The 21,687-nt window shown below is 70.9% G+C and carries 24 protein-coding genes; 6 read left to right on the plus strand and 18 right to left on the minus strand.

All coding sequences use genetic code 11. The features are described from left to right. Window positions 1-54: 54 nt before the first annotated feature. Window positions 55-1,287, plus strand: coding sequence for a class I SAM-dependent methyltransferase (locus tag CG723_RS20090; protein ID WP_100594967.1), 1,233 nt, complete (start codon window positions 55-57; stop codon window positions 1,285-1,287). Here the strand turns inward: CG723_RS20090 and CG723_RS20095 are convergent. Both CG723_RS20095 and CG723_RS20100 read right to left on the minus strand, forming a co-directional pair. Then, complete coding sequence (locus tag CG723_RS20095) at window positions 1,284-2,549, minus strand: RNA polymerase sigma factor (RefSeq protein WP_100594847.1); 1,266 nt, start codon at window positions 2,547-2,549, stop codon at window positions 1,284-1,286. The two genes, CG723_RS20090 and CG723_RS20095, sit on opposite strands and share 4 nt — an antisense overlap. A gap of 63 nt (window positions 2,550-2,612) precedes the next feature. Further along, window positions 2,613-2,969 (minus strand): YciI family protein, encoded by a 357-nt coding sequence (locus tag CG723_RS20100; RefSeq protein WP_100594848.1) that lies wholly within the window; start codon window positions 2,967-2,969, stop codon window positions 2,613-2,615. 182 nt (window positions 2,970-3,151) lie between these two features. Here CG723_RS20100 and CG723_RS20105 point away from each other — a divergent pair, with 182 nt between their 5' ends. Continuing rightward, on the plus strand, window positions 3,152-3,748 hold the full coding sequence (locus CG723_RS20105) for a class I SAM-dependent methyltransferase (RefSeq protein ID WP_100594849.1): 597 nt from the start codon (window positions 3,152-3,154) through the stop codon (window positions 3,746-3,748). Window positions 3,749-3,752: 4 nt separating this feature from the next. On the opposite strand, the gene CG723_RS20110 is transcribed toward CG723_RS20105, so the two are convergent. From CG723_RS20110 to tsaB, 5 genes are all read right to left on the minus strand, one after another. Beyond that, window positions 3,753-4,742, minus strand: coding sequence for an LCP family protein (locus CG723_RS20110; protein WP_442802577.1), 990 nt, complete (start codon window positions 4,740-4,742; stop codon window positions 3,753-3,755). 127 nt (window positions 4,743-4,869) lie between these two features. Further along, a complete protein-coding gene (locus CG723_RS20115; RefSeq protein ID WP_100594851.1) occupies window positions 4,870-5,127 on the minus strand; it encodes a hypothetical protein in 258 nt (85 codons plus the stop codon). After that, window positions 5,124-6,221, minus strand: coding sequence for a tRNA (adenosine(37)-N6)-threonylcarbamoyltransferase complex transferase subunit TsaD (gene tsaD, locus CG723_RS20120; protein ID WP_100594852.1), 1,098 nt, complete (start codon window positions 6,219-6,221; stop codon window positions 5,124-5,126). Before tsaD ends, CG723_RS20115 begins: the two co-directional genes overlap by 4 nt. Further along, the gene (gene rimI, locus CG723_RS20125; protein ID WP_100594968.1) at window positions 6,214-6,717 is read right to left on the minus strand and encodes a ribosomal protein S18-alanine N-acetyltransferase; all 504 of its coding nucleotides are present in this window, start codon (window positions 6,715-6,717) and stop codon (window positions 6,214-6,216) included. Before rimI ends, tsaD begins: the two co-directional genes overlap by 8 nt. A 17-nt stretch (window positions 6,718-6,734) precedes the next feature. Beyond that, window positions 6,735-7,397, minus strand: coding sequence for a tRNA (adenosine(37)-N6)-threonylcarbamoyltransferase complex dimerization subunit type 1 TsaB (gene tsaB, locus CG723_RS20130; RefSeq protein WP_100594853.1), 663 nt, complete (start codon window positions 7,395-7,397; stop codon window positions 6,735-6,737). Between the two features lie 108 nt (window positions 7,398-7,505). Here tsaB and CG723_RS20135 point away from each other — a divergent pair, with 108 nt between their 5' ends. Next, window positions 7,506-8,060 carry a hypothetical protein gene (locus tag CG723_RS20135; RefSeq protein ID WP_100594969.1) on the plus strand — a complete coding sequence of 185 codons (555 nt, stop codon included), beginning with the start codon at window positions 7,506-7,508 and terminating at the stop codon, window positions 8,058-8,060. Between the two features lie 35 nt (window positions 8,061-8,095). Here the strand turns inward: CG723_RS20135 and CG723_RS20140 are convergent, their stop codons facing one another. From CG723_RS20140 to CG723_RS20175, 8 genes are all read right to left on the minus strand, one after another. Continuing rightward, window positions 8,096-8,299: a hypothetical protein gene (locus CG723_RS20140; RefSeq protein ID WP_100594854.1), complete on the minus strand. Its 204-nt coding sequence runs from the start codon at window positions 8,297-8,299 to the stop codon at window positions 8,096-8,098. A gap of 135 nt (window positions 8,300-8,434) precedes the next feature. Continuing rightward, window positions 8,435-8,950, minus strand: coding sequence for a tRNA (adenosine(37)-N6)-threonylcarbamoyltransferase complex ATPase subunit type 1 TsaE (gene tsaE / locus CG723_RS20145; protein WP_100594855.1), 516 nt, complete (start codon window positions 8,948-8,950; stop codon window positions 8,435-8,437). Beyond that, window positions 8,922-10,148, minus strand: a complete 1,227-nt coding sequence (locus CG723_RS20150) for an alpha/beta fold hydrolase (RefSeq protein WP_100594856.1) — start codon at window positions 10,146-10,148, stop codon at window positions 8,922-8,924. The genes tsaE and CG723_RS20150 overlap by 29 nt, the downstream gene beginning before the upstream one ends. Then, window positions 10,120-11,280: an alanine racemase gene (gene alr / locus CG723_RS20155; RefSeq protein WP_100594857.1), complete on the minus strand. Its 1,161-nt coding sequence runs from the start codon at window positions 11,278-11,280 to the stop codon at window positions 10,120-10,122. Before alr ends, CG723_RS20150 begins: the two co-directional genes overlap by 29 nt. Window positions 11,281-11,553: 273 nt before the next feature. Beyond that, window positions 11,554-13,005, minus strand: a complete 1,452-nt coding sequence (locus CG723_RS20160; RefSeq protein WP_100594858.1) for an NAD(P)H-hydrate dehydratase — start codon at window positions 13,003-13,005, stop codon at window positions 11,554-11,556. A gap of 124 nt (window positions 13,006-13,129) precedes the next feature. Then, window positions 13,130-13,498, minus strand: coding sequence for a holo-ACP synthase (locus CG723_RS20165; protein WP_100594859.1), 369 nt, complete (start codon window positions 13,496-13,498; stop codon window positions 13,130-13,132). Window positions 13,499-13,528: 30 nt separating this feature from the next. Continuing rightward, window positions 13,529-15,388 (minus strand): glutamine--fructose-6-phosphate transaminase (isomerizing), encoded by a 1,860-nt coding sequence (glmS, locus tag CG723_RS20170; protein WP_100594860.1) that lies wholly within the window; start codon window positions 15,386-15,388, stop codon window positions 13,529-13,531. Between the two features lie 23 nt (window positions 15,389-15,411). Next, on the minus strand, window positions 15,412-15,645 hold the full coding sequence (locus CG723_RS20175) for a hypothetical protein (protein ID WP_100594861.1): 234 nt from the start codon (window positions 15,643-15,645) through the stop codon (window positions 15,412-15,414). 236 nt (window positions 15,646-15,881) lie between these two features. Between CG723_RS20175 and coaA the strand changes: the two genes are divergently transcribed. Both coaA and CG723_RS20185 read left to right on the plus strand, forming a co-directional pair. Further along, the gene (gene coaA, locus CG723_RS20180) at window positions 15,882-16,871 is read left to right on the plus strand and encodes a type I pantothenate kinase (RefSeq protein ID WP_100594970.1); all 990 of its coding nucleotides are present in this window, start codon (window positions 15,882-15,884) and stop codon (window positions 16,869-16,871) included. 25 nt (window positions 16,872-16,896) lie between these two features. Further along, a complete protein-coding gene (locus tag CG723_RS20185) occupies window positions 16,897-17,847 on the plus strand; it encodes a DUF389 domain-containing protein (RefSeq protein WP_100594862.1) in 951 nt (316 codons plus the stop codon). 15 nt (window positions 17,848-17,862) lie between these two features. Here CG723_RS20185 and glmM read toward each other — a convergent pair whose 3' ends face one another. The 3 genes from glmM to rplM all read right to left on the minus strand — a co-directional run bounded on the left by glmM (window position 17,863) and on the right by rplM (window position 20,397). After that, a complete protein-coding gene (gene glmM, locus CG723_RS20190; RefSeq protein ID WP_100594863.1) occupies window positions 17,863-19,221 on the minus strand; it encodes a phosphoglucosamine mutase in 1,359 nt (452 codons plus the stop codon). A 168-nt stretch (window positions 19,222-19,389) separates the two neighbouring features. Then, window positions 19,390-19,911 carry a 30S ribosomal protein S9 gene (rpsI, locus tag CG723_RS20195; RefSeq protein WP_100594864.1) on the minus strand — a complete coding sequence of 174 codons (522 nt, stop codon included), beginning with the start codon at window positions 19,909-19,911 and terminating at the stop codon, window positions 19,390-19,392. 42 nt (window positions 19,912-19,953) lie between these two features. Next, a complete protein-coding gene (gene rplM, locus CG723_RS20200; protein WP_100594865.1) occupies window positions 19,954-20,397 on the minus strand; it encodes a 50S ribosomal protein L13 in 444 nt (147 codons plus the stop codon). Window positions 20,398-20,828: 431 nt separating this feature from the next. On the opposite strand from rplM, the gene CG723_RS46280 reads away from it, so the two are divergent. Next, window positions 20,829-21,686, plus strand: a complete 858-nt coding sequence (locus tag CG723_RS46280; RefSeq protein WP_159032494.1) for a hypothetical protein — start codon at window positions 20,829-20,831, stop codon at window positions 21,684-21,686. The last annotated feature ends 1 nt before the right edge of the window (window position 21,687 follow it).

Below are 21,687 nucleotides of genomic sequence, written 5' to 3' on the forward strand. Positions count from 1 at the left end.
CCCGACACCGCGGCCGGGCGCGCACCGTCCACCGACTGGCCCACAATGGGCCTGGTGAACGACCTCGCCTCCTTCAGCTCGCTGCTCTCCGCGGAGGGCCAGGCGCTCCTCGACGACGTACGGGACATCACCCCCGGCCAGGAGCTCGCCGTCGCCACCCGGCTGCGCCGCGACCACCCGGCGGAACTCGTCTCGGCGGCCATCGCTCAGGCCCGGCTGCGGCAGCGCGCCGCGGCCAAGTTCGGCGAGGCGGACGCGAGCCGCATGTACTTCACGGCGAACGGCGTCGAGCAGGCGACCCGCACGAGCGTCGCCACCCACCGCGCCCAGGAGTTCAAGGCGCTCGGGGTGCGCTCCGTCGCCGATCTGTGCTGCGGCATCGGCGGCGACGCGATCGCCCTGGCCCGCGCCGGGATCTCCGTACTCGCCGTCGACCGCGACCCCCTGACCTGCGAAGTCGCCCGGGCGAACGCTCAGGCTCTGGGCCTCGACGGGCTGATCGAGGTCCGCGAGGCCGATGTCACCCAGGTCGACACGGAGCCGTACGACGCGGTGTTCGTCGACCCCGCGCGCCGGGGCGGCGGCAAGGGGGGCGGCCGGATCTTCGACCCGGAGGCGTACTCCCCGCCCCTGTCCTGGGCGGTCGGCGCGGCGCTCGGGGCCCGGCACGCGGCCCTGAAGATCGCGCCCGGCATCCCCCACGAGGCGATCCCCACCGCGGCCGACGCCGAGTGGATCTCGGACGGCGGGGACGTGAAGGAGGCCGTGCTCTGGTTCGGCACCGAGCCGGGCCGTATGCGGGCGACGCTGCTCCCCGGGCCGCGCGCACTCATCGGCAGCGGCCTCCCCGACCCCGAAGTGCGGCCCGTGGGACGGTACTTGTACGAGCCCGACGGCGCCGTCATCCGCGCCCACCTGGTCGCCGACGTGGCCGAGGAGGTAGCGGGCGGGCTGATCGACGAGACGATCGCCTACGTCACGTCCGACACGCTGCACGCGACGCCGTACGCCACCGCGTACGAGATCACGGACCAACTCCCCTTCAACGTCAAGAAGTTGAAGGCGCTGCTGCGGGAGCGCGAGGTCGGGATCCTGACGGTGAAGAAGCGGGGGTCGGCGGTGGAGCCGGAGGAGCTGCGCCGCAAGGCGCTGCCGAAGCGGCACGGTCCGAACGCGCTGACGGTCTTCCTGACCCGCGTCGCGGGCGCCCCGACGATGCTGCTGGGCGCGCCCGCGCAGCCGGCCACGGGTGAACCCGCCGCCACCCGGCGCGGAGCGACGCCCTAACGACACCCCTCCGCCCGAGCCAGCAGCAGCCCCCGCTCCCGCTCGTTACGGGTCAGCGAAGCGGCCCGCTCGAACTCGGCCCGCGCCTCCTCGTACCGCCCGAGCCGCTCAAGCAGGTCCCCGCGCACGCTCGGCAGCAAGTGGTAGTCGCGCAGCGCCGGTTCACCGGCCAGGGCGTCCACCAGGACGAGACCGGCCGCGGGCCCCTCGGCCATGGACACCGCCACCGCCCGGTTCAGCTCGACGACAGGGGACGGCGCACGCGTGGCGAGCAGCCCGTACAGAGTCGCGATCCCCTGCCAGTTCGTCTCCGCGTACGTGTGGGCGTGCGCGTGGCTGGCGGCGATCGCGGCCTGGAGGGCGTACGGGCCGGGGCCGCCGCCCGTGGACACCGCGTCCGCGCGGCCGAGCGCGGCGAACCCGCGCCGGATCAGGAGCTGGTTCCAGCGCGTACGGTCCTGGTCCCTGAGCAGGACGGGCTCGCCCGAAGGGCCCGTACGGGCGGCCGAGCGCGAGGCCTGGAGCTCCAGCAGGGAGGCCAGGCCGTGCACTTCCGGCTCCTTCGGCATCAGGCCGGCCAGGAGCCGGGCGAGCCGCAGCGCGTCCTCGCACAGGCCGGGGCGCAGATAGTCGTCGCCCGCCGTGGCCGCGTACCCCTCGTTGAAGATGAGGTAGATGACCTCGAGGACCGAGCCGAGGCGGGCCGCCCGCTCGGGGCCGTAGGGTACTTCGAAGGCGACGTTCTTCGTGGCGAGGGTGCGTTTCGCACGCACGATGCGCTGGGCGACCGTCGCCTCGGGGGCCAGGACCGCGCGGGCGATCTCGGCCGTGGTCAGGCCGCCGAGCAGGCGCAGCGTGAGCGCGACCCGGGCCTCGGCGGACAGGACCGGGTGGCAGGCCGTGAAGACGAGGCGGAGCAGGTCGTCGTCGATGTCGTCCGGGTCCGCGGGCTCGTCCAGGTGGGGCGGCGCGGCCTCCAGGTCACGGCCGACCTCCGCCAGCTTGCGCGCGTACCGCTCCTTGCGGCGCACGAGGTCGATCGCCCGGTGCTTGGCGGTGGCCATGAGCCACGCGCCCGGGTTGTCGGGAACCCCCTCGACCGGCCACTGCTCCAGGGCTGCGACCAACGCGTCCTGCGCGAGTTCCTCCGCTATGCCCACGTCCCGGACGATGCGCGTGACGCCGGCGATGATGCGGGGCGCCTCCAGACGGAAGACGGTCTCGATGGCGTGGGCCGCTCCGGCAGTACGTTCTGCTGTCACGGCCCACCATCAGACACCCCCGGCCGTTCGGCGGCCAAGGGCCTGTCCGGCGTGGCTCGGCCCTCAGCCCTCGGCGATCTCCCGGATCTCGGAGGTGACCGTCCAGTGCTCCTCGTGCACCTTCAGGAAGCGCTTGGTCCACTCCAGGATCTCGGCCCGGTCCTTGGCCTGGATGATCGCGTAGCCGCCGATGACCTCCTTGGACTCGGTGAAGGGCCCGTCGGTGACGGTGATCTCGCCGTTCTCGTAGTGCACGCGGGTGCCCTCGGACGACGGGTGGAGGCCCCCGGTGTCGAGCAGCACGCCGGCCTTGGTCATCTCCTCGATCAGCTCGCCCATGCGCTGCATCAGAGCCTCGCTGGGGCCCTCGGCAGGGGCCTTGCTCTCGTCGATACGGACCAAGGTCATGTAGCGCGGCATGGCGGACTCCTCGTTCGGTGCGGTCGGGGCTTCTCCCCGCTCTCGTCTACGCGTCGAACGGGATCGGGGCGGATCGACACGCTCGCGGAAATTTCTTCGGGAAGTTTTCCGGCCCCTCCCCAACAACCCCCCAGCCCTCCCCTCACCCGCGTCTTACCGCCCCCCTGCCACCATCACGCCCCATGCCCTTCGACCACAACGACCACTACCACCGGCCCCTCCTGCGCCGGCTGCCGGCGGAAGGCCGCGAGGAGGGCCGCCGCGCCCTCGACATCGGCTGCGGCACCGGCCGCTTCGCGCGGCGCCTGGCGGGCCGTGGCTACCAGGTCGACGCGCTCGACACCTCGGCCGAGGTCATCGCCGAGGCGCAGGCCATGGGCGGCGGGCCGCGCTACCGCCGGGCGGACGTGACGGCGACGGATCTGCCCGAGGGGCACTACGACGTCATCACCTGCCTGGCGAGCCTGCACCACATGCCGTTCGCGACGGTGACGCGGCTGCGCGCCGCCCTCGCTCCCGGCGGCGCGCTGCTCGTCCTCGGCTGCTACGCGGGCAGGACGCCCCGCGACCTCGTGGCCGTCCCCGCGAACGCGGCGGCCCGCGCCGCGGTCCACGTGGCCGTCCGGCTGCGCGGCGCCCCGCGGCCACCCCTCCGGGCACCCGTGCGCCGGCCCGACATGACACTCACCGACATCCGCACCGAGGCCGCCCGCCTCCTCCCCGGCAGCCGGGTACGTCAACTCCTGCTCTGGCGCTACCTGTTGACGTACAACGCCTGACGCGTCACCGGAGCGAGGCCCACAGCTTTCCGGCCTCCGGCTCGTTTGCGACGACACGGTTGGGGTCGGACGGCGCCGGAAGCACCGGCATCATCACTGTCTTCACCTCATCGGCCGACAGCCCCTTCAAGCTGCCCGCCAGGGCCTGGAGTTCGCCGAGGGAGTCGAGGCCGGTGTCCGTGGTGAGGCTTCCGGTGAGGGCGTCGGCGACCTTGTAGAGGCGGGCCGGGTTCGTCAGGAGATCGCTCTCCGAGACCTTCTCCACCAGCGCCTTGACCAGCTGCTGCTGGAGTTTGATGCGGCCGAGGTCGCTGCCGTCGCCGACGCCGTGCCGGGTGCGGGCGAAGGCGAGGGCCTGCTTGCCGTCGAGGTGGTGGTAGCCCGCGTCGAGCTGGAGGTGGCTCAGATCGTCATCGATGTCCTCGGTCGTCGTGACATCCACGCCGCCGAGCGCGTCCACGACCGACGCGAAGCCGGAGAAGTCGATCTCCAGATAGTGGTCCATGCGGACGCCGGTGAGCTTCTCCACCGTCTTCACGGCACAGACGGGACCACCCACGGAGTAAGCGCTGTTGAACATGGCGCCGTACGCGGCCTGCGTGGTGCCGCCGGACGAGGCCGGGCACGCGGGCCGCTCGACGAGAGTGTCGCGGGGGATGCTGACGACGGTCGCCGACGAGCGGCCGGCGGCGAGATGGACGACCATCGCGGTGTCCGAGCGGGCGCCCTCGCTGTGGCCGCCGCCGAGCGCGGAGTTCTTGCGGCCGCTGCGCGAGTCGGAGCCGAGGACGAGGATGTTCAGCGCCCCGACGGGCGGCGCGGTCGCCGAGGGCTCCGGCGTGGCCGGTGCCCGCTTCGGGGGCCGGTCGTCGCCGAGCGCGCTGTCGATGTCGACGCCCCGGATGTTGTGGTCCAGATGCCAGTACGCCCATGCGGCCCCGCCCCCGGTGAGGACGAGCACGCAACCGGCCACGACACCGGCCGTCTTCACCAAACGCCCACGACGGCGCTGTATTCGCTTCACAGGGCGAACATAAGTCGGAATTATTACAACGGTAAACCAGTTGGACGCCGTCATTCGGGAATCTCAGACGGTTCTCACGCCCCGGGACGATGCCGCCTCAGGCGGGAGCGACCGCCTCGAACCGCCACCGATGCACCGTCCGGGTCACCAACTCGCCCTCAGGGTCGGGAAGTTCGGGCAGCTCGGCTTCGTACGCCGCGTCCCACCAGGTGATGACGAGGACCCGGTCCTGCGGGGCACGGAAGAACTCGCGCCGCAGCGGCTCGGCCGCGAGGACCTGCCCCCGCGCCCAGGCGAGCAGCTCCTCGCCCCGCCCCTCGGCCGCCCGGGCCTCCCACATCAGCGCGACGGTCATGAGTACAGGTTGTCCTTCGCGACCTCGTGCACATGGTCGTGGTCGTGCGTCTGCCCCGGCACGTGCGTCTCCGTCACGGGCAGCGACGAGTCGGCCGACAGGTCCCAGGCGGACGCGGACCGGTTGCGCGCCACCATCTCGGCGCCGAGGGCCGCGACCATCGCGCCGTTGTCCGTGCACAGCTTGGGCCGCGGCACGCGCAGCCGGATCCCGGCGGCCTCGCACCGCTCCTGGGCCAGGGCCCGCAGCCGCGAGTTGGCGGCCACACCGCCGCCGATCATGAGGTGGTCGACGCCCTCGTCCTTGCAGGCGCGCACGGCCTTGCGGGTCAGCACGTCGACGACGGCCTCCTGGAAGGACGCCGAGACATCCCGGACCGGAACGTCCTCACCGGCGGCGCGCTTCGCCTCGATCCAGCGCGCGACGGACGTCTTCAGGCCGGAGAAGGAGAAGTCGTACGCGGGGTCACGCGGCCCGGTGAGCCCACGCGGGAAGGTGATCGCGTTCGGGTCGCCCTCCTTCGCGTACCGGTCGATGACGGGACCGCCGGGGAAGCCGAGGTTCAGCACCCGGGCGATCTTGTCGAAGGCCTCGCCCGCCGCGTCGTCGATGGTCGCGCCGAGGGGCCGCACGTCGGACGTGATGTCGGAGGAGAGCAGCAGCGACGAGTGCCCGCCGGAGACGAGCAGCGCCATCGTGGGCTCGGGCAGCGGCCCGTGCTCCAGCTGGTCCACGCAGATGTGCGAGGCGAGGTGGTTCACGCCGTAGAGCGGCTTGCCGAGCGCGTACGCGAACGCCTTGGCCGCCGAGACGCCCACGAGGAGCGCGCCCGCGAGCCCCGGGCCCGCGGTGACGGAGATCCCGTCCAGGTCGGAGGCGGCGACCCCGGCGTCCTTCAGGGCGCGCTCGATGGTCGGCACCATGGCTTCCAGGTGCGCGCGCGAGGCGACCTCGGGGACGACGCCGCCGAAGCGGGCGTGCTCGTCGACGCTGGAGGCGACCGCGTCGGCGAGCAGCGTGTGGCCGCGGACGATGCCGACACCGGTCTCGTCGCAGGAGGTCTCGATGCCGAGGACGAGCGGTTCGTCAGCCATTTTCGGTTCCTTGTACGGGTGTCACGGAGGTCGAGGGGTCGGTCAGACGCATCACGAGCGCGTCCACGTTGCCCGGCTGGTAGTAGCCGCGGCGGAAGCCGATGGGCTCGAAGCCGAAGCGCTGGTAGAGCTTCTGCGCCCGGGTGTTGTCGACCCGCACCTCGAGCGTCACCTCGGAGCACTCGAAGTCGGTCGCGTGGCGCAGCAGGACGGTGAGGAGCCGGGCGCCGAGCCCGGTGCCCCACTGGTCACGGGCGACGGCGATGGTCTGCACGTCGGCCCCCACGCCGGAGCCGCCTTCGTAGTCCGTGCCGGACGCGGCGAGGCCCGCGTACCCGACGAGACGGTCGCCGTCGTGGGCGACGACATAACGGCGGGTCGACCCGGCGCCACGCGCGTGCGCGAGCTCGGACCAGAACATGCCGCGGGACCACGCGTCGTCCGGGAAGAGATCCTTCTCGAGCGCGTGCACGGATTCGATGTCCCACCAGCGCATCTCGCGCAGAGCCGCGCTCACTTCGGGGTGACCACCTTGTAGTTCTTGGGCACCTGCGCGTCGGGCCGGCGCAGATACAGGGGTCGCGGCGCGTCGAGCTCCTCGCCGGCCGCGAGCTTCTCGGCGGCGAGCGAGGCGAGGGCGGCCGCCGACACGTTCTCGGGGGCGCGCGCGTCCGGGAACGTGTCCGGGTACAGCACGGCACCGGCGCCGACCGCGGGAAGGCCCGCGACCTGCTCGGCGATGTCGGCGGGGCGGTCGACGGCGGGCTCGGTGACCCGGGTGCGCGGATCCTCGTAGCGCGCCCAGTACACCTCCTTGCGCCGCGCGTCCGTGGCGACGACGAAGGGGCCGTCCAAGGAGGCGTCCTCGGCGCCGTACGCGAGCCCGTCCAGCGTGCACAGACCGTGGACGGGCACACCGAGCGCGAGGCCGAAGGTGTCGGCGGTCATCAGGCCGACGCGGAGGCCGGTGTAGGGGCCGGGGCCCACGCCGACGACGATGCCGGTGACGGCGTCGAGTCCGACGCCGGCCTCGGCGAGTACCCGGTCGACGGCGGGCAGCAGCAGTTCCCCGTGCCGACGGGCATCCACCTGACTCGATGCGGCGACGACGGAGGAGCCGTCGTGCAGGGCGACGGTGACGGCGGGGGTGGCGGTATCCAGCGCGAGCAGCAGCACACAAACAGCCTACGGCTCCGGCGCCCCGCCCACGGCCGCCCCGGTGAGCCGCACGCCTGCTGCTACCGTCACCACAAAGACGTACGGGCAGGAGAGGTGGGCACACAGGTGGCACGGAGCAGCTCGGGATTCGTGGCCGGGCTCACCGCGGCGGCGCTCGCCGTGGTCGGCTTCCTCACCTACCAGGCTTCGGCCAGCGCGCCGGACAGCCTGGCCCCGCCGGAGACCGCGGAATCCCCTTCCACGGCCGCGTCCCACTCCCCCGAGGAGAAGAAGGACCGGACGGAGGTACCCGAGCAGTCCGGCACCGGTGAGCGGGTCGTCTACTCCGTGAGCGACGACCGGGTGTGGCTGATCGCGGAGGGCGGCAAGGCGCAGCGCACCTTCAAGGTGACGCCGAGCACCGTGAACCCGCCGGCCGGGAAGTACCTGGTGACGTCGCGCTCGGCTGCGATCACCGGCAGCGACGGTGTGCCGATCGAGCACGTGGTGCGGTTCGCGAATGTCGACGGCGTCACGATCGGCTTCAGCGCCGCGGTCGACGGCTCGATCCCGGCACCGGACCCGGCCAAGAAGACGGGCGGCATCCGCGAGAGGCGGGCGGACGGCGACGCGATGTGGGAGTTCGCGACGATCGGCAAGAAGATCGTCGTGGTCCAGTAGGACCCTCCGTCACCTGACCCACGCCACAGAAACGCTCACGCGGCATCACGCCGCTCCTCACCGGCTTCCTCCCCCCTGCCCTCCCCCTGCTCAACGGGCGGAGTGGAGATGGCGGAAGCGGCGGCGCAGGACGCGAGCAGATCGCTCATGGACAGCCCCGAGGCGGAGATCCCGGACATGTCCCCGTGCCCCGGCGCCACACGGGGCTGCTGCGGCACGTCACGTTCTGAAGCCGACATGGATGCCTCCTGGGCTCCGGGGCAGCAAAGTTAGGTAGACCTAACCAGGACTGGTATCCATGTGACCACGCGGAGCGCGCGCCGCGCAACATTTTGCCGACGCCATGTCGGAACGTTCGGGTGAAGGTACGAGAGTCAGGCGGCCAGAGCCTCCAGGCCCGCGCCGGCCCAGCGCGCCCCGAGGCCACGCAACGTCACCGAGCGCACCTCGTCGTCGGTGTCCCCCGTGGCGCGGTGGATGACGACATGGAGCCGGTCGTCGGCGAGGTCCTCCACCTTGCCGTCGCCCCACTCGACGACGATCACGGAGTCGGTCAGCGAGACGTCGAGGTCGAGGTCCTCCATCTCGTCGAGTCCGCCCCCGAGCCGGTACGCGTCCACGTGCACGAGGGCGGGCCCGTCGCCGAGCGGCGGGTGGACGCGGGCGATGACGAAGGTCGGAGAGGTCACGGCGCCCCGCACACCGAGGCCCTCGCCGAGCCCGCGGGTCAGCGTGGTCTTGCCCGCGCCCAGCTCGCCGGTGAGCATCACAAGGTCACCAGGGCGCAGCAGCTTGGCCAGGCGACGGCCCAAGTCCCCCATGTGGGCGGGCGAGTTGACGGTGATCGAGGCGGTGGCGGCGTCAGCTGCCGGGCTGTGCGGTGTCTCCATAACTTCCCACGGTAGCCCCTGCGGGAACGGCTCCCGTGCGCGCGAGGAGGTCGGCCAGCCGGTCGGTGACGGCCTCGGGGTGCTCCAGCATCACCAGGTGCCCGGCGTCGGGCACGAGCACCAGCTCGGCGTCGGGCAGCAGCCCGGCGATGGCCTCGCTGTGCTCACTGGGGGTGACGAGATCCTGGTCGCCGGCCAGTACGAGTACGGGGAGCTGCGCGAACCGCTCGATGGCCTCGCTCTTCTCGTGCTCCTGAAAGGCGGGGTAGAACTCGGCGACGACGTCGATCGGCGTGCTCTCGATCATGCGCTCGGCGAAGCGGGCGACGGCGGGATCGACGTCACGCGAGGCGAACGAGTAGCGCTTGATGATGCCGGCGAACAGGTCGGCGGTGGCGCGGCGCCCCTTCTCCACCAGGTCGGCGCGCTGGCCCAGAATCTTCAGGACGCCGGGGAGCACGCGCCGCACGGCGTTGACGCCGACCACGGGCAGCCCGTAGCTGACCTCGCCGAGCCTGCCGGAGGAGGTCCCGACGAGAGCGACGCCGACGACGCGCTCGGCCACGAGCTCGGGAAACTGGTCGGCGAACGCCATCACGGTCATGCCGCCCATGGAGTGCCCGACGAGGACGAGTGGCCCTTCGGGGGCGGCTGCGTCGATGACGGCCTTCAGGTCGCGCCCGAGCTGATCGATGGTGACGTCGGGCCCGCCGTCGGCCTGCTCGACCCCGCGCCCGGACCGCCCGTGGCTGCGCTGATCCCAGTAGACGGAACGCACCACGCCCCGCAGGGCGGCACGCTGGAAATGCCAGGAGTCCTGGTTGAGGCAGTACCCGTGACTGAATACCACGGTGACCGGCGCGGGCGCCTTGCGACCGAAAAGCCGGAGCCTGCGAGGTGCGGCACCGCCCTCGGACTCCACTTCCTCGACCTCGTAATAGAGCTCGGTGCCGTCCCCGGCGCAGGCCTTGCCGGGGGTGCCGCGCAGGGACCCGAACGGGCCGGAGGCATCCAGCGCGAGCCGCGCCTTCCTGCGCATGCCGCGGCCGACGGTGAGCCGCTCGACGGCGACACCGGCCGCGGCACCGGCCGCGACGACGCCTATCGCGGCGCCGGCGAGCCCGGCGACCCGCCAGCTCGCGACACCCGCCGCGGCCTCGGCGCTGCTCTCACCCACGTGCCGCTCCTCCGTCCACATAGACGCGCGGAACACGCGCCCCGATCCGGGTGACGATCTCGTACGCGATGGTGCCGGCGGCCTGCGCCCAGTCCTCGGCGGTCGGCTCGCCCCGGTCGCCGGGCCCGAACAGCACGGCCTCGTCCCCGGCCCTCAGCTCGTCGCCGCCGAGATCGACGACGAACTGGTCCATGGCGACGCGTCCGGCGACGGTCCGCAACTTGCCCCCGATGAGTACGGGCCCGGTCCCCGAGGCATGCCGGGGAATCCCGTCCCCGTACCCGAGGGGGACAAGCCCCAGGGTGGTCTCGCCCGGGGTGACGTAGTGATGCCCGTAACTGACGCCGAGCCCGCCCGGGGCGTGCTTCACCAGGGCGAGCGAGGCCGACAGGGTCATGACGGGCCGCAGCCCGAAGTCCTCGGGGGTGCCGATCTCGGGGCTGGGCGAGATCCCGTACATGGCGATGCCGGGCCGCACCAGATCGAAATGGGTCTCGGGCAGCGTCAGAGTCCCCGGCGAATTCGCGATGTGCCGGACCTCGGGCCGAACCCCGGCCCCTTCCGCAAAGGAGACCATCTCGCGAAATCGATCCAACTGAGCGGCAATCGACGGATGCCCCGGCTCATCGGCGCAGGCGAAATGGGACCAGAGCCCGGAAACGACAACAAGCCCCTCGCGCTCCGCGGCAACGGCAGAACGCACAAGCTCGGGCCAGTCACCAGGCAGACACCCATTACGTCCGAGCCCCGTATCGGCCTTCAACTGAATACGAGCGGGACGCCCCACCACCCGAGCCGCAGCAACAACCTCGTCCAGAGCCCACATACCACTCACGGACATGTCGAGATCGGCCTCGATGCCCTCGCGCCAGGGCCCGCCGGGCGTCCACAGCCAGCACATGACGCGCCCCTCGATCCCCGCGGCACGCACCGCGAGGGCCTCCTCGGGCGTGGCCGTACCGATCCAGGTGGCACCGGCCTCCCGCGCGGCGCGCGCGCAGGGAATCATGCCGTGGCCGTAGGCATCAGCCTTGACCACAGCCATGAACTCGGCCCCGGGCGCACGATCGCGCAGGGACCGCACATTGGCCCGCAGAGCGGCCAGATCGATCTCGGCCCGGGCACGGCCCACGGCAGGTGCTCTCTCAGTCATCGTGCGCCCAGTGTCTCAGAGCCCTCCGACACCCCCACGTGACCACCACTCCCCAAACCCCCCACACCCACTCAAATCACCAAGCCGCCGGCCACCCCACAGCGAAGAACCCAAGACCGCCCGCCACCCGCCCGACGCCCCGGACGGGACGAGACCCCCACCGGCAGCGAGCACGTACATCCCGGGTCGGCCCCGCCACAAAGACGGCGAAGCGCCCTCACGGAGCGAAGCAGAGGCCCACCGAGCCAAGCCCAACCCAGCCCGAGCCCCGCCCTAGAAGCCGCGCCGAACATCCCCCCAGGCCCCAGCAATCCCACCCGCCACATCCTGAGCAACAACAGGCGCCCCACCGGACACCCGCCGAGCGGCAAGCCCATGCAGATAGGCCCCCACAGACCCGGCATCGAGAGCCCCGAGCCCAGCGGCAAGCAGCGACCCGGCGAGCCCGGACAGAACATCACCGCTGCCGGCGGTGGCCAGCCACGCGGTACCAGTGGAATTGACCCGCACCAACCGCCCCTCACCCCCGGCGGAACCCCCACCCCCGGCAACCAGGGTCGTGGACCCCTTCAGAAGAACGGTCGCGGAGAACCGACTGGCCAACTCCCGCACAGCGGCGAGCCGTTCCGCCTCCACCTCCTCCCGGGAGACCCCCAACAACGCGGCGGCCTCCCCCGCATGAGGCGTAAGCAAAGTAGGCGCGCCCCGCCCCCGAACGGCCTCAGGATCGGCGAGCCGCAGCCCATCGGCGTCGATCAGAACGGGCACATCGGCCCCCACGACATCCGCGAGCCGGGACGCGTCATCACCGAGGCCGGGCCCGGCCACCCACGCCTGCACGCGCCCCGCCTTCCCGGGCGCGCCCTCGGACACCAGAGTCTCCGGGAACCGGGAGACGACGGCGCCGGCCGCAGGCCCGACGTACCGAACGGCCCCGGCCCCACCCCGCAAGGCCCCGGCCACGGCAAGCACGGCGGCGCCGGGATACCGCGCGGACCCGGCGACGATGCCCACGACACCGCGCCTGTACTTGTCGCTCTCACCGGTGGGCTCAGGCAACAGCCGGGCCACGTCATCGTGCTGAAGGGCCTCCAGATCCCCCTCGCCGGGAACCGGTTCAAGCCCAATGTCGACAAGCCGAACAGCACCGGCGTACTCCCGCCCGGGATCAACAAGAAGCCCAGGCTTGTACGCACCGAAGGTGACGGTCACATCGGCGCGGACGGCCTCCCCGTCGACCTGCCCCGTATCGGCGTCGACGCCGCTGGGCAGATCCACAGAAACGACAACGGCACGAGAATCCAGGGCAGCACGGACAACAGGCAGAGCACCCGCACGAAGCCCACCCCGCCCCCCAATGCCCACGATCCCGTCGACAACGAGATCGGCCCCGGCAAGAACCCGCTCAAAGCTGTCGGCGACGCGCCCCCCGGCGGAAAGGAAGGCGGCAAGCCCGGCACGGTGCACCCGCTCGGAATCCAGAAGCACGGCGGCAACCCCGGCGCCACGACGGGCAAGCCGGGCACCGGCGTAGAGGGCGTCGCCCCCGTTGTCCCCGGACCCGACGAGGAGCACGACCCGGGCCCCGTACACCTTGCCGAGGAGCTCGGCGCAGACGACGGCGAGCCCGGCGGCGGCACGCTGCATCAGGGCGCCTTCGGGAAGCCGCGCCATGAGGGCACGCTCGGCGGTCCGTACGGTGTCCACGCTGTAGGCAGTACGCATGAAACCGAGTCTCCCGCAAAGAAGAACCCCGCGCGCGAAGCGCACACCCAAACCGGAACCGGCCCCGGAACCGAGGCCGGACCCGAAGCCGGAACAAAGCCCTCCAGCCCCTGCCTCCGGGCCTCTACCCCTCGGCGATCACAACAGCAGACGCAATCCCGGCATCATGACTGAGAGACACATGCCAAGACCGCACCCCAAGCTTCTCGGCAGCGGCGGCAACGGTCCCGGTGACCCGCAGCCGCGGCTGCCCACTCGCCTCGACACAGACCTCCGCATCGGTCCACCGCAACCCGGCCGGCGCCCCCAGCGCCTTGGCCAGCGCCTCCTTGGCGGCGAACCGCGCGGCAAGAGAGGCAACACCCCGCCGCTCCCCGCTGGACAGCAGCAACTCCCGGTCGACAAAGAGCCGTTCGGCCATTCCGGGCGTACGCGCGAGCGACGCCTCGAACCGCTCGATCTCGGCAACGTCGATCCCGACCCCAATAATCAAAGCCAGCCCCTAGTAATCAAATCCAGCCCGTCACTCCACCGTCACGGACTTGGCAAGGTTCCGAGGCTGATCGACCTCGTTCCCCCGCGCAGTGGCCAGCTCGCAAGCAAACACCTGCAACGGCACCGTCGCAACCAGCGGCTGAAGGAGCGTAGGGGTGGCAGGGATCCACACGAGATGGTCGGCGTAGGGGACGACCGCCTCGTCGCCCTCCTCGGCGATCACGATGGTGCGCGCCCCGCGGGCCCGGATCTCCTGGATGTTGGACACGATCTTGTCGTGGAGGACGGACCGCCCCTTGGGCGACGGCACGACGACCACCACAGGCAGGTCCTCCTCGATCAACGCGATGGGCCCGTGCTTGAGTTCACCGGCGGCGAAGCCCTCGGCGTGCATATAGGCGAGTTCCTTGAGCTTCAGGGCGCCTTCAAGGGCGACGGGATAGCCCACGTGCCGCCCCAGGAAGAGCACGGTCCGCTTGTCGGCGAGCGACCGGGCCAGCGCCCGCACGGGCTCCATGGTCTCCAGAACGCGCTCGACCTCACCGGAGATGTCGGCCAGGTCCCGGATCACCGCACGGATCTCGTCCCCCCACTTCGTGCCGCGCACCTGCCCGAGGTACAGGGCCACGAGATAGCAGGCGACGAGTTGCGTGAGGAACGCCTTGGTGGAGGCGACGGCGACCTCGGGCCCGGCGTGCGTGTAGAGCACGGCGTCGGACTCGCGGGGAATGGTCGAACCGTTCGTGTTGCAGATGGCGAGGACGGTCGCACCCTGCGCGCGGGCGTGCCGCAGCGCCATCAGCGTGTCCATGGTCTCGCCGGACTGGGAGATGGCGATGACGAGCGAGCGCCCGCCCAGAATCGGATCCCGGTACCGGAACTCACTCGCGAGCTCCACCTCGCAGGGGATCCGGGTCCAGTGCTCGATGGCGTACTTGGCGATGAGACCGGCGTGGAACGCCGTCCCGCACGCCACGATCACGACCTTGTCGACTCCCTTCAACACGGCCGCGGGGATACGGAGTTCATCGAGCGTCAGCGCCCCGTCGACGCCGATGCGCCCGAGCAGCGTGTCGGCGACCGCCTTCGGCTGCTCGGCGATCTCCTTGAGCATGAAGTAGTCGTAGCCGCCCTTCTCGGCGGCGGAGGCGTCCCAGTCGACGTGGTACGACCGCACCTCGGCGGGCCGCCCGTCGAAGTCGGTGACGGTCACCCCGTCCCGTACGCCGTCCCGGCGCAGCTCGACGACCTGGTCCTGGCCCAGTTCGATCGCGGAGCGCGTATGGGCGATGAAGGCGGCGACGTCGGAGGCGAGGAACGCCTCGTCCTCCCCCACGCCCACGACGAGCGGCGAGTTGCGCCGGGCGCCCACGACGACGTCGGGCTCGTCGGCATGCACGGCGACCAGCGTGAACGCCCCTTCGAGGCGTCGGCAGACGAGCCGCATGGCCTCTGCGAGGTCCGCGCACACGGAGAACTCCTCGGCGAGCAGATGCGCGACGACCTCGGTGTCGGTCTCGGACTCCAGGACGTGCCCGCGCTCGGCGAGCTCGGCGCGCAGCTCGGCGAAGTTCTCGATGATGCCGTTGTGGACGACGGCGACGCGGCCGGCGTTGTCGAGGTGGGGATGCGCGTTCACGTCGGTGGGGGCGCCATGGGTGGCCCAGCGGGTATGGCCGATGCCTGTGGCCCCGGCCGGCAGCGGCCGCTCCACGAGCTCCTTCTCCAGGTTGGCGAGCTTGCCCGCCTTCCTCGCCGAGGCGAGGCCGCCGTCGGCGAGCACCGCGACCCCGGCCGAGTCGTAACCCCGGTATTCGAGCCGCTTCAGCCCGGCGAGCACGACGTCGAGCGCCGACTGAGATCCGACGTATCCCACGATTCCGCACATGGCGGCAGCCTAAGGCCGCGCGGTCAGCAGCCCCAGACGATCCGGTCCCGCGCGTCTTCGAGCAGACGCAGGTACTCCACTTCCTCGCAGCGCGGCTTGCTGCCCATCTCGTAGAGGTCGAGACAGTCGTCGAGATCCTCGCGCAGGTCCTCGTCGGGCAGGTCGAGGGCGAGCTCACTGCGCACCTGACCGGCGAAGTCGTCGCCAATCAGCCCGGGTCTGCGCCGGACGAGGTCACGCAATCGGGGCACGGCCATAACGGTTCCCTCCCACCCGGACGGCGCGGCTCGGCGCCGGATGCCGGGAACGTATCCCCGTTCCCCCGCCCGGTCCAGACCTGCGACCACGGAAACCCGCGAATTCCGGCACCAACCACGCACAGAAAGCCCACCGCACCCCCACCCGCCGCACCTCACCGCCCCCAAGGTGACGCACCCCACCCCCCACCCCGTCCACACAGCCGTAACAATGGACTGTGATCTCTTCGGTCTCCGTGCCCCCGACGGCACCCCGGAGCGCCCACCGGCACAAGCCGGAGGCGACTCCCTACGTCGACCTCACCCGCACCGAGTGGAGCGCGCTGCGCAACAAGACGCCGCTCCCCCTCACCGCCGATGAGCTGGAGAAACTGCGCGGCCTCGGCGATGTCATCGACCTCGACGAGGTCCGGGACATCTACCTCCCGCTCTCGCGCCTCCTCAACCTCTACGTCGGCGCCACCGACACCCTGCGCGGCGCCCTCAACACCTTCCTCGGCGAGACCGTCGAGAAGGCGTCCCAGTCGGGCACACCCTTCGTCATAGGGGTCGCCGGTTCGGTGGCGGTGGGCAAGTCGACCGTCGCCCGCCTCCTCCAGGCGCTGCTGTCCCGCTGGCCGGAGCACCCGCGCGTGGAGCTGGTCACCACGGACGGCTTCCTGCTGCCGACGAAGGAGCTGGAGCGGCGCGGCCTGATGTCGCGCAAGGGCTTCCCCGAGTCGTACGACCGACGCGCACTGACCCGCTTCGTCGCCGACATCAAGGCGGGCAAGGACGAGGTCTCGGCGCCCGTCTACTCCCACCTGATCTACGACATCGTGCCCGGCCAGAAGCTCACGGTCCGCCGCCCCGACATCCTCATCGTCGAGGGCCTCAACGTCCTCCAGCCGGCCATGCCCGGCAAGGACGGCCGCACCCGCGTCGGCCTCGCCGACTACTTCGACTTCAGCGTGTACGTGGACGCGCGCGCCGAGGACATCGAGAGCTGGTACCTCAACCGGTTCAAGAAGCTCCGCCAGACGGCGTTCCAGAACCCGTCCTCGTACTTCCGCAAGTACACGCAGGTCTCCGAGGAGGAGGCGCTCGACTACGCGCGGACTACCTGGCGGACCATCAACAAGCCGAACCTGCTGGAGAATGTGGCGCCCACGCGCGGCCGCGCGACGCTCGTCGTGCGCAAGGGCCCCGACCACAAGGTGCAGCGGCTGAGCCTGCGGAAGCTGTAGAAAACCGGAGAGCTACGCTGCGCGCATGCTGCACCTGCGACTGATCACCCCGGCCGACAAGACCGACGCGGTGGCCCGCCTGATCGAGAGGACCGTCGGCACCACGCATCTCGTGGTGGTGCCGGGCGCGGCCCGCGACCCCGAGGGTGACGTCGTGATGTGCGACGTCGCCCGGGAGGCCGGCGACGAGCTGATCAGCGGGCTGCGCGGCCTCCACATCGACACGACGGGCTCGATCGCCGTCGAGAACATCGACCTGTCGCTGTCGAGGCTGGCCGACAGGGCGGAGGACGAGGCGCCGGGAGAGGGCGCGGACGCGGTCCTGTGGGAAGCACTGACGGACGCGACGCACGAGGAGTCGACACTCAACGTCACGTACGTGGCGTTCCTGGCCGTCGCGACGATGCTCGCGGCCTGCGGTGTGATGCTCGACAACGCGATCCTGATCGTCGGCGCGATGGCCGTCGGCCCCGAGTTCGGGCCGCTCGCCGGGATCTCCACGGCGCTGGTGCAGCGCGCCCCGCGCCTGGTGTGGCGATCGCTGTGGGCGCTGCTGGCGGGATTCGCCGCCGCGATGGTGCTCACGGCCGGGTTCAGCTGGCTCCTTGACCTGTTCGGCCTGTTCACGCGCTCGATGATCGAGGCGGACCGGCCGAACACGTCGTTCATCTGGAAGCCGGACTGGATGTCGTTCGTCGTGGCGTTCCTCGCGGGCATCGCCGGGACGCTGTCCCTCACGTCGGCGAAGTCGGGCGCCCTGATCGGCGTCGCCATCTCGGTGACGACGGTCCCGGCCGCGGCGAACGCGGCGGTGGCGTTCGCGTACAGCGACTACGCCCAGACGTGGGGCTCGACCGCCCAGCTCCTCGCGAACCTCGGCGGCATCGTCCTGGCCGGCACGCTCACCCTGCTCGCCCAGAAGTGGTTCTGGGCGAAGCAGCGCAAGCGTGCCACTCCTGCGGCCGGACCTGCCTAGGTCCTCCGAACTGCCTTATCCGAGCGTGGACTTGACGACATCGGCGAGGCGCCCGGCGATCGAGCGGGCCTGCTCGATGTCGGCGGCCTCGACCATGACGCGGACCAGCGGCTCCGTGCCGGACGAGCGCAGCAGCACCCGGCCCGTCGCGCCCAGCTCGCGCTCGGCGTCGGTGACGGCGGCGGCCAGCTCGGCGGACGTCGTGACGCGGGACTTGTCGACGTCGCGCACATTGACCAGGACCTGCGGGAGGCGCTCCATGACGGAGGCGAGGTCCTGGAGGGTGCGGCCGGTCTGGGCGACGCGGGCCGCGAGCAGCAGACCCGTGAGCGTGCCGTCGCCGGTCGTCGCGTGGTCGAGGATGATCACGTGCCCGGACTGCTCGCCGCCGAGCGCGTAGTCGTGCTCCTTCATCGACTCCAGGACGTACCGGTCGCCGACGGCGGTCGCCACGAACTCGATGCCCTCGCGCTCCATGGCCAGCTTGAAGCCGAGGTTCGACATGACGGTCGCGACAACGGTGTCCTGGCGCAGGGCGCCGTGCTCCCGCATCGACAGGGCGAGCACGGCGAGGATCTGGTCCCCGTCGATCTCGGCGCCCGTGTGGTCGACGGCCAGGCAGCGGTCGGCGTCACCGTCGTGCGCGATGCCGAGGTCGGCGCCGTGCTTGATGACGGCGGCCTTCAGCAGGTCGAGGTGGGTGGAGCCGCAGCCGTCGTTGATGTTCAGGCCGTCCGGGTCGGCGCCGATCGTGACGATCTGGGCACCGGCCTGCGTGAACGCCTCGGGAGAGACCTTGGCCGCCGCGCCGTGCGCCTCGTCCAGGACGACCCGCAGGCCGTCGAGGCGGTTGGGCAGCACACCGATGAGGTGGGCGACGTACTGGTCGAAGCCCGCGTCGTACGAGTTCACACGGCCGACGCCGGCACCGGTCGGGCGGTCCCACGGCGCACCGGTGCGGTGCTGCTCGTAGACCTGCTCGATCCGGTCCTCCAGCTCGTCGGCGAGCTTGTGGCCGCCGCGCGCGAAGAACTTGATGCCGTTGTCCGGCATCGCGTTGTGACTGGCGGACAGCATCACGCCGAGGTCGGCGCCCAGCGCGCCGGTGAGATGCGCCACCGCGGGGGTGGGCAGCACGCCGACCCGCAGGACGTCGACGCCCGCGCTCGCCAGACCCGCGACGACCGCGGCCTCGAGGAACTCGCCCGAGGCCCGCGGGTCACGACCGACCACGGCCACCGGACGGTGCCCCTCGAACGTCCCCGCCTCGCCGAGCACATGTGCCGCCGCCACGGAGAGTCCGAGCGCGAGCTCGGCCGTCAGATCCGCGTTGGCGACACCTCGTACGCCGTCCGTGCCGAACAGTCGTCCCACTGGTGTCCTCCGAACTTTCGCAATTCTCGAAGAAGCGTCGGAAATCATCCGAGCATGAAAACTTATGAGCACCTTGTGCCGTTATAACGCCCAGCGCCGCCATATACGAACGCCCCGGCGGCACACAGCGTGCCGCCGGGGCGAACGAAACGAACAAGCAGCAGCGATTTAGCGCTTGCTGTACTGCGGGGCCTTACGGGCCTTCTTGAGACCGGCCTTCTTGCGCTCGACCGCACGGTCGTCACGCTTGAGGTAACCGGCCTTCTTGAGGGCGCCGCGGTTGTTGTCGACGTCGGCCTCGTTCAGCGCACGGGCGACACCGAGACGGAGCGCACCGGCCTGACCGGAGACGCCGCCACCCGAGATGCGGGCGATGACGTCGTAGCGGTTGTCGAGCTCGAGCACCTTGAAGGGCTCGTTGACTTCCTGCTGGTGGACCTTGTTCGGGAAGTAGTCCTCGAGCGTGCGCCCGTTGACCTTCCACTTGCCCGTGCCGGGCACGATGCGGACACGCGCGATGGCGTTCTTGCGACGGCCCAGGCCGGCGGCCGGCTGCGGGTCGCCGAAGCGCGCGGCGTTCGACTCCGAGGTGTACTCACCCTCGACGGGGACCTCGGACTCGGTGGTGTACTGCTCGACGTCGACAATCTCGGTCTCTTCGACCGGCTGCTCAACGGTGGTCTCGGCCACGATTCTCCTCAGATTCTTTTTCGTCTTTGGGGGTGGCCGGAACTACTGCGCGACCTGGGTGATCTCGAACGGCACCGGCTGCTGGGCAGCGTGGGGGTGCTGGTCGCCCGAGTAGACCTTCAGCTTCGAGAGCACCTGACGGCCCAGGGTGTTCTTGGGGATCATGCCCTTGATGGCCTTCTCGACGGCCTTCTCGGGGTTCTTGTCCAGCAGCTCGTCGTAACGAACCGAACGCAGACCGCCCGGGTAACCGGAGTGGCGGTACGCCATCTTCTGGGTCTTCTTGTTGCCGGAGAGGTGCACCTTGTCCGCGTTGATGATGATGACGAAGTCACCAGCGTCGACGTGGGGGGCGTAGATCGGCTTGTGCTTGCCCCGCAGGATGTTCGCGGCAGTGGTCGCCAGACGACCCAGGACGACATCCTGGGCGTCGATGACGTACCACTGGCGAGTGATGTCGCCGGGCTTGGGGCTGTACGTACGCACTTAGCAGCCTTCTTCTTCTTCAGTGGATGGGTGCTGAAAGTGGCATCACTGAAGCGATCGTGCAGCTGGGGACGACAGTGCCGGGTTCAGCGCCCGTATGCCGCCCACTGGTAACTGCTCCAGGGAACCTGCGCATGGCCCCTCACGCGAGAGCGAGCAAGCCAATACACACAACGACTAGGCAGGATACCCGCGCTTCCCCTTACGGGTCAAAACGCGGACCTGGACACCGGCATCGCCGGATCCGCCGCACTGGGCGGCCCTGCCGTCTACCAGAGTAAACCGCACGTCGCCGCAGGCAGCGCCGCACGAGCGTGACCCCCGGCACACAGGAAGCGCACACACGGCACACACAAGATCGACCAGACCCTGCGCACCCCCTTCCCCACCGCGCCGCAGCACCCCCTGCGCGTCGGTCTAAGATGCGCCCCATGAGCTTTGGGCAGGGGGGACCCCAGTGGGGTTCCGGGGGCAGTGGTGGTTCACAGGGACCGGACTGGGCGGCACTCGCCGAAGCGTCCGAGACACGCGCGCGGCGCCGCCGCTGGCTGATGATCGGCGGTGGCGCGCTCGCCACGGTCGCCGTCGGCTCGGCCGTCGCGTTCGCGATCGTCTCCGCCAACGGCAAGAACTCGGCCTCGAACAAGCCCGCCGACCAGCTGCCGACGACCGCTGACATCCCCAGCGACACGGCCACGGCCGACCCTACGTTCGCGGAGACCACGCCCCCGCCCCCGCTCGACCCCAAGGACTTCATCTCCAGCGCCAAGAAGGACAAGGCCCCGCTCAGCGCGGACACCCTCTTCCCCGGCACCAAGCTGACCGTCAGCGACCGCGTCTACAAGAAGGGCGCGACCGCCAGCACGAAGAGCTGCGCCTCGGCCACCCAGGGCGCGCTCGGCGGCGTCCTGACGGGCAACGACTGCACGCGCCTGATCCGCGCCACCTACGCGAAGGACGGCGTCGCGGTCACCGTCGGCGTCGCCGTCTTCGACACGGAGGCCCAGGCCACCAAGGCCAAGAACCAGTACACCAAGGGCACCGTGACCTCCCTGTCCGGCTCGGGCGTCCCCGCGTTCTGCCGTACGACGATCTGCCGCTCGACCACCAACTCGTACGGCCGCTACGCCTACTTCACGACCGCCGGTTTCACCAGCGGCGGCCGGGACGTCACCACCAAGGACCGCGCGGTCTTCACCACCGGTGACGACCTCGCCGAGTTCACGTTCCGTCAGATCACCCGGCGCGGCGAGGCGCAGGCCTCCGCTGCGGCCGAGGCGCCCCAGTAGG

This window comes from Streptomyces sp. CB01635, from assembly GCF_002803065.1.
GTDB lineage: Bacteria > Actinomycetota > Actinomycetes > Streptomycetales > Streptomycetaceae > Streptomyces.

Coding starts and splice junctions, on each gene's coding strand:
- CG723_RS20100 (WP_100594848.1), bottom strand. CDS start 2,969: ATGCCGCGCTACATGACCTTGGTCCGTATCGACGAGAGCAAGGCCCCT.
- CG723_RS20105 (WP_100594849.1), top strand. CDS start 3,152: ATGCCCTTCGACCACAACGACCACTACCACCGGCCCCTCCTGCGCCGG.
- CG723_RS20115 (WP_100594851.1), bottom strand. CDS start 5,127: ATGACCGTCGCGCTGATGTGGGAGGCCCGGGCGGCCGAGGGGCGGGGC.
- tsaD (WP_100594852.1), bottom strand. CDS start 6,221: ATGGCTGACGAACCGCTCGTCCTCGGCATCGAGACCTCCTGCGACGAG.
- rimI (WP_100594968.1), bottom strand. CDS start 6,717: ATGCGCTGGTGGGACATCGAATCCGTGCACGCGCTCGAGAAGGATCTC.
- CG723_RS20140 (WP_100594854.1), bottom strand. CDS start 8,299: ATGTCGGCTTCAGAACGTGACGTGCCGCAGCAGCCCCGTGTGGCGCCG.
- tsaE (WP_100594855.1), bottom strand. CDS start 8,950: ATGGAGACACCGCACAGCCCGGCAGCTGACGCCGCCACCGCCTCGATC.
- CG723_RS20150 (WP_100594856.1), bottom strand. CDS start 10,148: ATGTGGACGGAGGAGCGGCACGTGGGTGAGAGCAGCGCCGAGGCCGCG.
- alr (WP_100594857.1), bottom strand. CDS start 11,280: ATGACTGAGAGAGCACCTGCCGTGGGCCGTGCCCGGGCCGAGATCGAT.
- CG723_RS20160 (WP_100594858.1), bottom strand. CDS start 13,005: ATGCGTACTGCCTACAGCGTGGACACCGTACGGACCGCCGAGCGTGCC.
- glmS (WP_100594860.1), bottom strand. CDS start 15,388: ATGTGCGGAATCGTGGGATACGTCGGATCTCAGTCGGCGCTCGACGTC.
- CG723_RS20175 (WP_100594861.1), bottom strand. CDS start 15,645: ATGGCCGTGCCCCGATTGCGTGACCTCGTCCGGCGCAGACCCGGGCTG.
- CG723_RS20185 (WP_100594862.1), top strand. CDS start 16,897: ATGCTGCACCTGCGACTGATCACCCCGGCCGACAAGACCGACGCGGTG.
- CG723_RS46280 (WP_159032494.1), top strand. CDS start 20,829: ATGAGCTTTGGGCAGGGGGGACCCCAGTGGGGTTCCGGGGGCAGTGGT.